Source organism: Flavobacterium sp. 2755, from assembly GCF_031455715.1.
Taxonomy (GTDB): Bacteria; Bacteroidota; Bacteroidia; order Flavobacteriales; family Flavobacteriaceae; genus Flavobacterium.
The window spans coordinates 395,282-408,916 of sequence record NZ_JAVDTG010000003.1 but is presented as its reverse complement, the minus strand read 5'-3'; the positions used below and the strand labels follow the sequence as shown (position 1 = coordinate 408,916).

At 30.3% G+C, this 13,635-nt stretch carries 11 protein-coding genes; 6 read left to right on the top strand and 5 right to left on the bottom strand.

From position 1 onward, the window contains the following. Positions 1 to 7: 7 nt before the first annotated feature. The 4 genes from J2Y38_RS09090 to J2Y38_RS09075 form a co-directional block, all read right to left on the bottom strand. Complete coding sequence (locus J2Y38_RS09090) at positions 8 to 424, bottom strand: cytochrome c oxidase assembly factor Coa1 family protein (protein ID WP_309841451.1); 417 nt, start codon at positions 422 to 424, stop codon at positions 8 to 10. Between the two features lie 116 nt (positions 425 to 540). Then, positions 541 to 1,410, bottom strand: a complete 870-nt coding sequence (locus tag J2Y38_RS09085) for a hypothetical protein (RefSeq protein ID WP_309841448.1) — start codon at positions 1,408 to 1,410, stop codon at positions 541 to 543. Between the two features lie 343 nt (positions 1,411 to 1,753). Beyond that, entirely contained in the window at positions 1,754 to 2,095 is a 342-nt protein-coding gene (locus tag J2Y38_RS09080; RefSeq protein ID WP_309841446.1) for a hypothetical protein, read from the bottom strand. A 182-nt stretch (positions 2,096 to 2,277) separates the two neighbouring features. After that, the gene (locus J2Y38_RS09075) at positions 2,278 to 3,885 is read right to left on the bottom strand and encodes a L,D-transpeptidase family protein (RefSeq protein WP_309841444.1); all 1,608 of its coding nucleotides are present in this window, start codon (positions 3,883 to 3,885) and stop codon (positions 2,278 to 2,280) included. A 294-nt stretch (positions 3,886 to 4,179) separates the two neighbouring features. On the opposite strand from J2Y38_RS09075, the gene J2Y38_RS09070 reads away from it, so the two are divergent. The 5 genes from J2Y38_RS09070 to J2Y38_RS09050 all read left to right on the top strand — a co-directional run bounded on the left by J2Y38_RS09070 (position 4,180) and on the right by J2Y38_RS09050 (position 12,564). Next, the gene (locus tag J2Y38_RS09070) at positions 4,180 to 7,620 is read left to right on the top strand and encodes a methylmalonyl-CoA mutase family protein (RefSeq protein WP_309841441.1); all 3,441 of its coding nucleotides are present in this window, start codon (positions 4,180 to 4,182) and stop codon (positions 7,618 to 7,620) included. Positions 7,621 to 7,878: 258 nt separating this feature from the next. Further along, positions 7,879 to 9,123, top strand: coding sequence for a hypothetical protein (locus tag J2Y38_RS09065; protein WP_309841438.1), 1,245 nt, complete (start codon positions 7,879 to 7,881; stop codon positions 9,121 to 9,123). Positions 9,124 to 9,125: 2 nt separating this feature from the next. Next, positions 9,126 to 10,148 (top strand): hypothetical protein, encoded by a 1,023-nt coding sequence (locus J2Y38_RS09060; protein WP_309841435.1) that lies wholly within the window; start codon positions 9,126 to 9,128, stop codon positions 10,146 to 10,148. Between the two features lie 3 nt (positions 10,149 to 10,151). Continuing rightward, positions 10,152 to 12,020 carry a metallophosphoesterase gene (locus J2Y38_RS09055; RefSeq protein ID WP_309841432.1) on the top strand — a complete coding sequence of 623 codons (1,869 nt, stop codon included), beginning with the start codon at positions 10,152 to 10,154 and terminating at the stop codon, positions 12,018 to 12,020. Positions 12,021 to 12,030: 10 nt separating this feature from the next. After that, positions 12,031 to 12,564 (top strand): CinA family protein, encoded by a 534-nt coding sequence (locus J2Y38_RS09050; protein WP_309841430.1) that lies wholly within the window; start codon positions 12,031 to 12,033, stop codon positions 12,562 to 12,564. 128 nt (positions 12,565 to 12,692) lie between these two features. On the opposite strand, the gene J2Y38_RS09045 is transcribed toward J2Y38_RS09050, so the two are convergent. Then, on the bottom strand, positions 12,693 to 13,004 hold the full coding sequence (locus J2Y38_RS09045) for a hypothetical protein (RefSeq protein WP_309841428.1): 312 nt from the start codon (positions 13,002 to 13,004) through the stop codon (positions 12,693 to 12,695). Positions 13,005 to 13,207: 203 nt separating this feature from the next. On the opposite strand from J2Y38_RS09045, the gene J2Y38_RS09040 reads away from it, so the two are divergent. Then, entirely contained in the window at positions 13,208 to 13,621 is a 414-nt protein-coding gene (locus J2Y38_RS09040) for a helix-turn-helix transcriptional regulator (protein ID WP_309841426.1), read from the top strand. Positions 13,622 to 13,635: the final 14 nt, after the last annotated feature.

Below are 13,635 nucleotides of genomic sequence, written 5' to 3'. Positions count from 1 at the left end.
TAAAAATCTATTTCTTCAATAAATCTATTTCTTCTTTTGTTTTTTCGATATAAACAGACAATTGATCGTATTTCCATTTTCCTCTTTTTGTAGCAACAACAAATAAAGTAGCTTTTCCTTTAGGGCCTTTTATTGGAATTTGTAAATCGCAATTTCCGGTATTGTTGCTTGTACTGATGCTTCCGGATATCATTCCGTCAGTTTCAATTGGGTTTCCTAATTTTTCGACTACAACTTTATTGTGCTGTACAGCTGCCATCGATTCTTTAAAAGCATCAGAATCTTTCATCATTGATGTTACTCCAAAAAATATTCCGCCAATAAATAATGCAAAAAGCACTAAAAGGCTTAAACATCCTGTTGGTACAAACCATTTCCAGTTTCTGTCCCACCAATTTTTTTGAGGTTGATAATCGTCATTCATAGTAATAGAAGGTTAATTTTTTATCAGGTTAATTTTCTGAAAGATATTAATTTTCAGATGAAACAAAATAAAAAAATCATCTTATAAACTATAAGATGATTTTTTGTTTTTAAGGTTTAACGATTATTAAAAGCTATTTCTTCTAAAGCCTTTGGATTACTGATTACTTTATTCACTTCTTGTTTTCTCATGTTGTCCTTCTCTCCAGTTCCAGTGCTTAAAATAAGTTTTTTGGGAATAATTGGTGTTTTGTTAAATATAGCTGAGTATAGTAAAACTGCCTGTAAAAAACCACCATCGTTTGTAAAGTGAAGTATATTTTTACCATAACGAAGATTATCTTTATTATCACTTAAATATTTATAACCGCTTTTACCGTCATATGCATCTTTAACAGCATCACCAACCCTCAATAAACCTGCATTTTTAATAAAAGCGGCGGCTAAAATGGCATTCTTTTGCAATTCTTTGTAATAATCTTCATATTCTGGATTTGTATAGGGTAATGGAGACATATTTTGATAGACATATATGGCAACATCCGGACTATTTTTATGTATTTTTTCTACAATTAATTTTAAATTTGATCTGTACTTTTCAAGATCTGTTAATGCAATTGGCGTCGCTTCCTGAAGCACAACAAAATCATAATAATTTCCATCCTTATCGATATTAGAAAAAATTTGATTCGCTTCTGTTTTGTTAGTATAATAAACTTTATCAAGTGAAACTCCCATTGTTACCAATTGCTGTACATTTATATGTTTATTGTTACAATTACATAATTCCTGAAACAGAGTAGGAGCACTTACAAAATATTCAATTTGGCTATTTCCTATAAATAATATACGCGGAGGGCCTATAGCTTTTGGTGGTTTTGGATTGCTGATTCCATCAGATATAATCCCATTTTCTGTTGTAAATTTATTGCATGAAATAAGTAAAGCTGTTAAAATAAAACTAAAAATTAAAATGTATTTTTTCATTTGAAAATGGATGATTTGGAATCTGCAAATCTCTATTTAATCTATCACCCTATAAGCCTCAAGATGATTTTAAAATAGTATTTTAAGACAAAAAAATGAGGGCGCTATTTCAAACAAAATCTATATGTAGTTTTATAGATATAGAAAATCAGGAAATTTTCAGTAGGCATTAATAACAAAAAATCATCTTATAATTTTATAAGATGATTTTTGTTTGTTTCAGATAAACAAATTACTAATAAGCATTTTTTTTAGGCAGAGTAGGGATTGCCTGATGGCTGGATAGCTTTTGGTTTACCGAAACATATTTATAACTAAGATTTTTAGGGACAAAAAAGGCAGTTTAAACGTATTGTAAGCAGTATAGGTTTGGGTTGTAGACAGGATTTATGGTTTTTAAATCTGCTAGTACTGCATGAGTGTAATTTTGACCGCCAATAGCTAAATAAAATAAAGATTTAGAAAGATAAAGTGGTCTAAAAGGTATTGTATGCCAGCAATTTGCTATATTTTTTAAAAAGTGTTTTATGGCATATTTAAAAGTTTTTTCTTCAGGGCGAACAAAATAAATAGTTGAGTTTTTAGATTTGCTCATCATATTAGGGAACATTACAAATCTTGCTCCTTGCTGAATTAATAAATTTATTTCAAAAAGTGTTAATCCATCGATATTTTCTGTTTTCATGATAAATTGATTTTGCAATTAATATTAGTGGTAGTATTACACTGCAAAGTTGCGACAGAAATCAAAATATTTACAGACTTAAAAGTTTTAAAAACAACAAGTTAGGTTATTTTTTAAAAACATAAAATCGGGATTCATTTAAGTGAATTCCCGATTTTATCTTATTTATGATTTATTCTATATTAGTTTGAAGCTACGCCATCAACTGGAAATAAGAAATTATTTAACTCAGTATCTTTTTCATAAACATCCTGATAAAAACTTACTTCGCCGGAATCATGAACCCATGAAGTAAAATAAGTAATGTAAATAGGCACTTTATTTGGCAGTTTAAAAGTAGTTTCGGTTTTTCCTTCCATTGCTGTATTGATTTTTTCTGTTGTCCATTCCGGATAATCTTTAAGCATGGCAATAGCTAATTCTTTTGCTTTGTTTACGTTAATACATCCGTGGCTAAAAGTTCTTCTTTCAAAATCAAATAATGATTTTGCAGGAGTATCGTGCATGTAAATATCTTCAGGATTTGGGAAAATAAATTTCACTAATCCAAGAGAATTGTTTGGACCTGGTTTTTGTCTTACTTGACCATTAACCATTTCCATATTTTTTTCTGCCAGATAATTAGGATCGGCAGCCATTTTCATTTTCAATTCATTATCAACAATACTTTGAGGAACTGTCCAATATGGACTGAAAACGATTTTATCAATATTTCCGTTAAATATAGTTGTTTTAGTCACCGCAGATCCCACAAAAACTTTAGAAGTAAGTTCCGGTTTTCCGTTTTTTACATATACTAATTCAAAAGAAGGAATATTTACAATAATATATTCTTTGTCTTTTAGAATTTTTGGAGAAATCCAACGGCATCTTTCCATATTGACCATCAAGGTATTAATCTTGTCTTTCAACGGAATGTTCATTTCTTTAATATGATCTTCAGACAGAATGTAATTTGGTTTAAACCCATTTCTAAGTTTATATTTCATTACACCATCCATTAATTCACGATCATAAAAATTACTTTTTGAATCATGATCTAAATCACCTAAAATAAATAATCTCGTTCTAACTTGTCCAATTGTAGGTGTATTGGCATCAGGTCGAAGATCTTTATATGGAGATTCGGCAACAATAGGTTTCCAAACACCAGCTTTTTCTATTTCTCTGTATTTTTTAAGAGCGTCTTGCAATTTATAGTATTGGCTAAAAAGAAGTTCGTCATTTTTCTCTAATAAAGTAGGTTGAGTCATTAGAGAATCTAACAAAGTATCATAAGATATTTCTTTTTTTGGAAGAAGCCATCCTGTTTTCTTAGCAGTTTCGGCATCTAAACCAACATACACACGGTTCATATATATTATGTATGCAGAGGTCAAAAGCATATCAGAATCAGCTTTTGATGGTTTATCGCTTGATCCTTTTTTGAAAATTTGATCAATTTCATATTTATAAGGAAGTTCAAAGATTAAACCTTCCTCATAAGTATCATTTAGTTTATCATACAAGGTTTTTCCAAACTCATTGATTTTGTCATCTTCAAACCAAATTGGTCCGTATGATCTTGTTTTGTATAAGGAAACAACCTCGTTTTGGTATTTTTTTAAATCAGAATATCTTTTAAAGAAATCAGTCAATACTTCACTGTCAACTTTTGTATCTGAATTATTATTTAGATAAGATTTATTTAAACTTATGTTTTCTCTGGTGTTACTATTATTATGCTTTCCAAAAGATAATATAGTGAAACTTAGAGCTAAAATTATGCTTAGTGGATATGTTGTTTTCATTTTCATTTCAATTTTTACGTTACTACTTAGATTCGAAAGTTCTGGGTAAAAATTTGGGGCCTTTTCTACACTGCTAAATTACTTTAGGTTATTGATAATGAGTTGCTTTATTACATTTAGATTTTGCAAGATTGCCATGTTGTAGGTTTATATAGTATAAATCAGCAGGTTAGCATATTTGTTACCCTAGTTATTAACGAAATCGATATATTTTTTAAAAACATAAAGGTTTGATCATCATCAAATATTAAAATATTTTGTAAATTGCTCCCTTTAAATTATCATATTCATAAAATGGAACAACAAATACCATATATTCCTAAAAATAAAGTAAGAATTGTAACCGCTGCTTCGCTTTTTGACGGCCATGATGCAGCAATTAATATCATGCGCCGTATAATTCAGTCAACAGGAGTTGAGGTAATTCACCTTGGACATGACAGAAGTGTAGAGGAAGTGGTGAATACAGCAATCCAGGAAGATGCCAATGCAATTGCGATGACATCTTACCAAGGCGGGCACAATGAATACTTTAAATATATGTATGACTTGCTTCATGAAAAAGGAGCGGGGCACATCAAAATTTTTGGCGGCGGAGGCGGAGTGATCCTGCCAAGCGAAATTTCTGAATTACATGAATATGGAATTACCCGAATTTACGCGCCAGATGATGGCCGTTCGTTAGGGCTTCAGGGAATGATTAATGATTTGGTACAGCAGTCTGATTTTCCTATTGGAGATAAATTAAACGGAGAAATCGATCATATCGAAAATAAAGTTCCCACGGCAATTGCACGTTTAATTTCTGCAGCCGAGAATTTTCCGGAAATTGCAAAACCAGTTTTTGATAAAATTCACGAAAGCAATACCAATTCTATAATTCCGGTTTTGGGAATTACAGGAACGGGCGGTGCCGGAAAATCTTCTTTGGTTGATGAATTAGTTCGTCGTTTTTTAATTGATTTTCCTGAAAAAACAATCGGATTAATTTCTGTCGATCCTTCTAAGAGAAAAACCGGAGGAGCACTTTTAGGAGATAGAATCCGTATGAATGCCATTAATAATCCTCGTGTTTATATGCGTTCGCTGGCGACTCGTCAGTCGAATTTGGCTTTGTCTAAATATGTTGCCGAAGCGATTCAGGTTTTGAAAGCGGCGAAATACGATTTGATTATTCTGGAAACTTCTGGAATTGGACAATCTGATACCGAGATTATGGATCATTCTGATGTATCCTTATATGTAATGACACCAGAATTTGGAGCGGCAACACAATTGGAAAAAATCGACATGCTTGATTTTGCCGATTTAGTGGCTTTAAACAAGTTTGATAAAAGGGGAGCGCTTGACGCTTTGCGCGATGTAAAAAAACAATATCAGCGCAACCATAATTTATGGGATAAAAATCCTGATGAAATGCCAGTTTTCGGAACAATTGCTTCGCAGTTTAACGATCCTGGAATGAACACGCTTTACAAAGCGATTATGGACAAAGTGGTCGAAAAAACGAATTCTGAATTGAAATCGACTTTTGAAATCACTAAAGAAATGAGCGAGAAAATCTTTGTGATTCCGCCACACAGAACGCGTTATTTATCTGAAATTGCAGAGAATAACAGATCTTATGATGAAATCGCACTTTCGCAGCAAAAAGTGGCACAGAAATTATACGGAATTTTCAAAACCATAGAATCGGTTTCTGGAAAAGTGCCGCAAATCAATAAAGCAGGAATCGATGATTCGACTGTTTTACCAAGCGCAGCGCAAGCACACGACGAAAACAGAATCTTTTTAAACCTTTTACTGAATCAATTTGATAAAGTAAAAATGGATTTAGATCCGTACAATTGGGAAATTATCCTGAATTGGGATGAAAAAGTAGCGAAGTATAAAAATCCAGTTTACTCATTTAAAGTTCGTGATAAAGAAATCAAGATTGCAACGCATTCTGAAAGTTTATCCCATTTACAAATCCCGAAAATTGCTTTACCTAAATATGAAGCCTGGGGCGATATCCTGCGTTGGAATTTACAGGAAAATGTTCCTGGAGAATTTCCTTTTGCTTCGGGATTATATCCGTTTAAACGTGAAGGCGAAGATCCGTCGAGAATGTTTGCGGGCGAGGGCGGACCAGAAAGAACCAATAAACGTTTTCATTATGTAAGTGCGGGATTGCCGGCAAAACGACTTTCGACTGCTTTTGACAGCGTTACTTTATACGGAAACGATCCAGATTTACGTCCGGATATTTACGGGAAAATTGGAAATGCCGGAGTTTCAATTTGCTGTTTAGATGATGCAAAAAAACTCTATTCAGGTTTCGATTTGGTTCATGCTTTAACATCTGTAAGTATGACTATAAATGGGCCTGCGCCAATGCTTTTAGGCTTTTTTATGAATGCGGCAATCGATCAGCAATGCGAATTGTACATTAAAGCCAATGAATTAGAAAAAGAAGTTGAAGCAAAAATCAACAAAATATATGCTGGAAAAGGTATTGAAAGACCAAAATATCAAGGCGATTTACCAGAAGGAAACAATGGTTTAGGATTAATGCTTTTAGGCGTTACCGGAGATCAGGTTTTGCCTTTGGAAGTTTATAATGAAATAAAAGTAAAAACGTTATCACAAGTTCGTGGAACGGTTCAGGCCGATATTTTAAAAGAAGATCAGGCGCAGAATACATGTATTTTCTCAACAGAATTTGCCTTGCGATTAATGGGCGACGTTCAAGAATATTTTATTACTAAAAACGTTCGTAATTTCTATTCGGTTTCGATTTCAGGATATCATATTGCTGAAGCGGGAGCGAACCCAATTACGCAATTGGCCTTTACGCTTTCAAATGGTTTCACTTACGTGGAATATTATTTGAGCCGCGGAATGAGCATCAACGATTTTGGACCAAATTTATCGTTCTTCTTCTCAAACGGAGTTGATCCAGAATATTCGGTTATTGGTCGTGTGGCGCGTAAAATTTGGGCAAAAGCCATGAAAAACAAATACGGAGCCAACGAAAGAGCACAAATGTTGAAATATCATATTCAAACTTCGGGACGTTCGTTACACGCACAGGAAATTGATTTTAATGATATTAGAACGACTTTACAAGCTTTATATGCTATTTATGATAACTGTAATTCGTTGCACACTAATGCTTACGACGAAGCGATTACAACGCCTACAGAAGAATCTGTACGTCGTGCCATGGCAATTCAGTTGATTATTAATAAAGAATTAGGTTTAGCGAAAAACGAAAACCCAATTCAAGGTTCCTTCATCATCGAAGAATTAACTGATTTAGTTGAAGCTGCGGTTCTACAAGAATTCGACAGAATTACAGAACGTGGCGGAGTTCTTGGCGCAATGGAAACAATGTACCAAAGATCTAAAATTCAGGAAGAAAGTTTGTATTACGAAACTTTAAAACACAATGGCGATTTCCCAATTGTGGGTGTAAATACTTTCCTGAGTTCAAAAGGTTCACCAACGGTAATTCCGGCAGAAGTTATTCGTGCAACAGAAGAAGAAAAACAATATCAAATTACGATGCTGGATAACTTGCATCAATTTCACGAAGCAAAAGTTAATAAGCATTTAAATAATTTACAGCAAGCGGCTATTAAAAACGAAAATTTATTCGATCATTTAATGGAAGCTACAAAGGTTTGTTCTTTGGGTCAGATTACTTCGGCGTTGTTTGAAGTGGGCGGGCAGTATAGAAGGAATATGTAGATTTTTTATTTTTAATGATATGAAAGAACCTCTCAGATTTTGGGAGGTTTTTTTGTTTACTATTAATTTTTAATTGTAAATGTGGAAAACCGTAAAATATTAGTTGAAATATTTCATTAATTTGAGATCAAATTATTACTTCAATATAAAACTCAGATGTATTTTAATATTAATTGTATGTTTGAGTTCTAAAGTAATTATATTATATTTTATTTGTATAACTATAGAAATAAGATGAATGAGAAATAAGAAAAAATTATGAGTAATATTATATCAATTTTAGAAAATGGAAAATCATTTACCCCTTTTTATTTTTATACAGAATTCTTACCTAAAGTTGCAAGATTATATGGTAAAAACTCAGAATCTATAATCCAGTTTAGTTTAATTGGAGAAAATGATAGTGATGCAGTTTTTGGGTTCTACTATATTGATCCCATTTCTATTCCTTTATTTTTAAGTTTAGCAGAGCAGCTAAAAAAATTTCATGGGCAACCTCTAAACTTACTTTTGTCAAATAATTCGTCTACAAATAATGTTTTAACATTCTTAGATAAAGCAGATTTCTTCCATATTATTGGTAATAATGTTAATCCACTTTATGCTAAAGGAAAAAATATTTTTAATTATGATAGAAGATACTTGGGGGACTTTATAAACAAAACTCAAAGACCAGAACATAAGATTAGATGTTATTCATTACTAGATGATAATTTAAACCAAAAGATAAACGAGTTGCCATTAGAGAGAAAAAGAGATTTTTTAGTAGAATATTTTACATATAAAGTTAAAGAACATTTTGCATTACTACTTCAACTCGCTTCAAAATCAAAAGAATTAACTTTTGAGTATATTGAAATTTTAGCTGAATTGATAACTAATGGAGTATTGCATTCTAGCTCAGATGCATATGCCTTGATGTTTGCTAATATTGAAAAGACTAGTTTCTCAATTTCAGATAATGGTATTGGTTTATATGATTCTTTATTAATAAAAGAAACTGAGGATATTAATTTTTTTTATTCAAAATTTGATTTGTTTAAAAAACTTCAAAATGAAATAGATCTAAAAATTTCTGATAAAATCCAAAATTCTTTATTCTCAATTTTTGAAACTATGTTTTATTCATTATTAAAGGATAGGAAAGGGTTATTTGATTTAATGTGTAATGTTGTGTTAAATTGCGATGGTTATTTTCGTCTTCATAATCAAAATGCTCAAATTATTGTGTCTGCCAGAATGTTTGAAGAACTAAATGATTTGTATTTATTAAGAATTGAAATTATGAATGTTCATAAAAGTTTTTTATTTGAACAGATTGATAATTCGACTTTCCGGAAATTATTGAATCAATTATCATTAAAAGCTAAAAATAAGTTTATTGAACTGGCTAAGTCAATTATAAATAAACATCAAGAAGATGTAAGATATTCATCAATTCGTCTTTATGAAGTTAGATTTAGAGGGGTTCATATTGAAGTAGAAATACCTAACCATAGATAGTTATGATAATTTCAAGAATAGTTAGAGAAGGTTATGTATATTTTAATCTCCACGCAGAACAAACAATATCTTCAACGTTTTATGATGGAGATATTGGAATTGAGGTATCTGAAATATTTGGCAGTGCATTATCTAGGATCGATGAAGATATTCTCTTAATTAATGATATTTCCGAAAAAGCTGTCTATTTAGATTTTATAAGAATTGATAATGCTTATAAAAATTTAGACACAATTCTAATGAGTTTATCTAAAAAATGTAAAATTATTTTACTTTTAAATTTGAAGGATGTTGTTTATAATCAATTGCAAATTGAATTAATTTCTGGTAATATATTTAATAAAAGAAATTCAGATAATTCAGGTTATGAAATGTTTTATTTTGAAAAAAAATCTATTCAATATGAGTATATTTTTGAAGATGAGATATTTCAAGAAGAATTTAAGAATTTGACTCAAGAATTCACTGAAAAGAATATTAATGAATTTCACCAATCTTCATCAGTTTATCTCCCGAAGTATATTAACATAAAAAAGATGATTTCGAGAAGAAAGAATTTTTTTATTTTTTCCCTGTACCAATTGTCAATAAAAATTAAGAAGCTTTGGCTTGATAATATTAGTATTGATAATGAAGAATTACCAATATTAATTTGTCAGAACTTAAACAGTTCTTTCATTTCATCAATACTGTCAAGCCTTTTAAAATTGGATGTTATCATTTTAGATCATTTAGGACCAGTAAATACGATGTACAGTTCTTTAAATAGTAAGATTGAAGAAAATAAAAAGTATATAATTGTTTCTGATGTGGTTTGTTTGGGTACAGAAGTTAAAATAGCAAAGAATTTAATTACCTTTTTGGGTGGAAAGGTATATGGAAGTGTTTCAGTTGTTAGGATCAATACATTAGAAGACAAACATCTATTAGAACTAGAGAAGAAGGTGAAGACTATATCTGTTTTTAGCATTACAAAAGAAAATAATCAAGGAATTGATTTTGAAATTAAGACTTTATTGAACTAACATATGAAAAAAGCGATTATACACATATCAGATTTGCATGTCATGAGCTGTTATGACGAAGATGGAGTTAGACAAAGTAAATTTAATTCTTGGTTAGTTACAGAAAATCTGGAAAGTAATGATCGGTATATTAATTCATTTTGCGATTTTGTCTTAGAAGAAAATATACCCGAAGAAACATACTTTTTTTTAATAATTTCGGGAGATTTGACAGATCGTGCCCAAGATGATGAATTCACTGAATTAGAAAGAATTTTGAATCTTATGTTAAATCGACTTGGGATTAAGAAGAAAAACGTTTTAATTATACCAGGAGATCATGATGTAAATAGAGATGACGCTAAGGAAGCTGCTAGGAAGTTGCAAGAAAGAGATAAAAAAGTTTATGATTATAATATTCAAAAATTTCAAAAATTTCAAAAATTCTATGATTCTTTTTTTGAGGGCTCAAAATTTTTTAATGCAGAAAAGGCAATAACAGATATATTAGTTATTGAAGATGAAAAGATTTTATATATAGGTTTGAATTCAAATTTTCATATTGGTGCAAAAAGTAATTTTGGATATATTGAAAAAAGTAAATTGGAAGGAGAGCTTAAATTATTAGAAGAAAGCTTTATTGATCATAATAAAATAGTTGTATTTCATCATAATTTTTTACCATTTTATAAAGAAGAAACTCATGGACAATGGGATAAAAATAATCTTTTTGATATAAAAAGAATTTTCGAATTAAATAATGTAAAGTGCTACATATATGGTAATGAACACACTCCGACTTCAAAAAACGAATATGATATACCTAATATAAGTATAGGCTCATTTGGAATGAAAGTTCCAGCACCAAATTTTAATTTGCATACAATTATTAGTGATAAAGATAAAGGAGAATTAAAGATAGAAAATAATTTTTTTTCAGTCAGTAAATTTAATGCGGTTGATGAACCAGATTTTGGGATTTGGGATATTAGTAAAAAAGTAGGACAAATAAAGTCAATTAAATTAAAATCTCCATACGAGCAAAGCGAATTACATTTTGAAGATCTTGTACCAACATTAGTTGAAAAATGTAAACTAGAACCAGAAGAAGTAGAGTTCACAACTACTCCTTTAAGTTATATTCCTTTTGATATAAAAGATCAGGATCATAGAAGTCTATTGGATATAATTAAAACCAAAAGTTTGTTTCATTCAGGACATTTTCATTGGAGTGAAACATCAAGAGCTCATAATTGGATTGATATTTCTAAGTTATTGAATCATAAGGAAGACTTGTTGAATGCTAAGAAATTTATAGTAAATATTATTGATAAAAATAAATTAGAATTTGATTTTATTATTGGTTTAGGAATAGAAGGCAATATGTTAGCGACAAGAGCTTCAGTAATAAAAAATAAAGATTATACTTTTTTACCCTATTCTTATAGATATGATGATCATTCAGAATATGAAAAGCAACTTAATTTTGAAAATGATGGTGAATACAAAACGATTTTAATTATAACTGACGTAGTTCATGATGGCAGAACGATTAGAAAACTTATTCATAAAGAAAGAGATGGAGATAAAACGCGAGATTTTTTTGTTAAAGTTGATAAAATAATTGTTATTTCATTGTTCTATACTGGTCAACTACCCTTAGATAAAACAAAACATTTTGATTTATTAAATAAAAGGTTTAAAGATGAAAATTTTGATAAGGAAAATGATCATTTAGAAAATCGACTTCAATTTCATTTTGTTTCACATATAAAAGTTGATGAATGTCCTTATAATAAAGATAATTATAAGTCAGATTGTATAATTGTTCGAGAAGGACTCGGATGTATTCATAAATTTTACACTGAAAAACAAGAAATTACCAATATATAAATAATTAATAATGATAACCAATACAGTTGAAATTTTTAGTCAAAAGCTTAAAGAAAAAAGACTTACTATAGTTTGCGCAGAGAGCATAACAGCAGGTTTACTTGCAAGTACAATTGCTTCAATATCTGGAGCTTCAGACATTTTAAAAGGAAGTATTGTTACTTACAGTCGTGAATTAAAAACTAGTATTTTAAATGTTGATCCCAGAATAATAGATTTTAATACAGCAGAGTCAATTGAAACAACGATAGAAATGACCTATGGGCTTACAAAAATTTACCCAAGCGCTGATATTTTTGTTGCAGTAACTGGTGTTGCTTCTGAATCAACGAATGGTTATAAACTAGATAAAGAAGTTGGTCAAATATACATTGCTGTTTATCATAAAAACAAAATGAATATACTTAGTAAAATTATAGATCAAAACGATATAAAAAGAGTTGGCGATATTGCAAAACAAAATAATGTCGAAAAAACAGAAAGAAATATTATAAGAGAACTGACGGTCGAAAGTATTTTTGACTTTATTCTTAGTGTTATTTAAAATTACTGGAATAAATTTCTATTTCCTCAGCAGAATTTTTTTAGAAAAAAATATTTATAGTCAGCTATAAGAAGAAAATATTAGCAGATTTTTAAACCGTGACTTTCTGTCACGGTTTAAAATTTCCACTAACAAACCTCCCCAATACAACTCAAAAACTCCATTTCACTCAAAGGAAACATCTGCAAAACAGTTTCTAAAACTAAACTCACATTTATAGATTGATTTTTCTTTTCTGCAACATTATGCATATCGTGATCGAGTGCGAGAATGCATAATTTTAGCATATCGGTAATAACACAGCCTAATTCAAGATAATTTAAAACCTCAATTTGAGCGATATAGTTTTTAGATTCGTCATTGGCGGGTTTTAGAGTTCGGAAATGCAGGGCAGTTAATCTTTTTAGGTTTTTTACAATTTCAATTTCATTTGTTTCCATAAGGCGTGTATATTATTTGTGTTAGATAATTACTTTACAATTTGGCTTTTATAAATTATTATAAGAAAAATTGTACTTTTGTTTGATTCGGCGAAGAAAGAAATTGATTGTTCTGTAGCAAATCATTTTTTGCCGTATTGTACGGAAGAAAATCTGTTTTTTACATTTTACCGATTTTGACACTTTATTATTATCTTTGAATTATGAGCACACTAACAAAACCAAATCATATAGGGCGAAAAATAAGCCGTATTCGTGAACTTCGTGATATGAAGCAGGAAGCTTTGGCGCAGGCTTTAGGAACTAATCAACAAGCGATTTCGGCTATAGAAAACAGCGAAACCATTGATGAAGATAAACTTATCGAAGTTGCAAAAGCTCTTGGTGTAACAGTTGAAGCAATTAAGAATTTTTCAGACGAAGCTGCTATAAATTATTTTAATAGTTTTAATGAAGCGGTGCATAATAGTCATTTTGGAAATAATAATCATTGCACTTTCAATCCATTAGATAAATTAGTAGAATCTTTTGAGGAAAATAAAAAGCTTTACGAGCGTTTGCTTCAGTCAGAAAAAGAAAAAATTGAATATTTAGAGAAATTACTACAACAGAAATAAAGATATTAATTGAG

Coding starts and splice junctions, on each gene's coding strand:
- J2Y38_RS09090 (WP_309841451.1), bottom strand. CDS start 424: ATGAATGACGATTATCAACCTCAAAAAAATTGGTGGGACAGAAACTGG.
- J2Y38_RS09085 (WP_309841448.1), bottom strand. CDS start 1,410: ATGAAAAAATACATTTTAATTTTTAGTTTTATTTTAACAGCTTTACTT.
- J2Y38_RS09080 (WP_309841446.1), bottom strand. CDS start 2,095: ATGAAAACAGAAAATATCGATGGATTAACACTTTTTGAAATAAATTTA.
- J2Y38_RS09075 (WP_309841444.1), bottom strand. CDS start 3,885: ATGAAAACAACATATCCACTAAGCATAATTTTAGCTCTAAGTTTCACT.
- J2Y38_RS09070 (WP_309841441.1), top strand. CDS start 4,180: ATGGAACAACAAATACCATATATTCCTAAAAATAAAGTAAGAATTGTA.
- J2Y38_RS09065 (WP_309841438.1), top strand. CDS start 7,879: ATGAGTAATATTATATCAATTTTAGAAAATGGAAAATCATTTACCCCT.
- J2Y38_RS09060 (WP_309841435.1), top strand. CDS start 9,126: ATGATAATTTCAAGAATAGTTAGAGAAGGTTATGTATATTTTAATCTC.
- J2Y38_RS09055 (WP_309841432.1), top strand. CDS start 10,152: ATGAAAAAAGCGATTATACACATATCAGATTTGCATGTCATGAGCTGT.
- J2Y38_RS09050 (WP_309841430.1), top strand. CDS start 12,031: ATGATAACCAATACAGTTGAAATTTTTAGTCAAAAGCTTAAAGAAAAA.
- J2Y38_RS09045 (WP_309841428.1), bottom strand. CDS start 13,004: ATGGAAACAAATGAAATTGAAATTGTAAAAAACCTAAAAAGATTAACT.
- J2Y38_RS09040 (WP_309841426.1), top strand. CDS start 13,208: ATGAGCACACTAACAAAACCAAATCATATAGGGCGAAAAATAAGCCGT.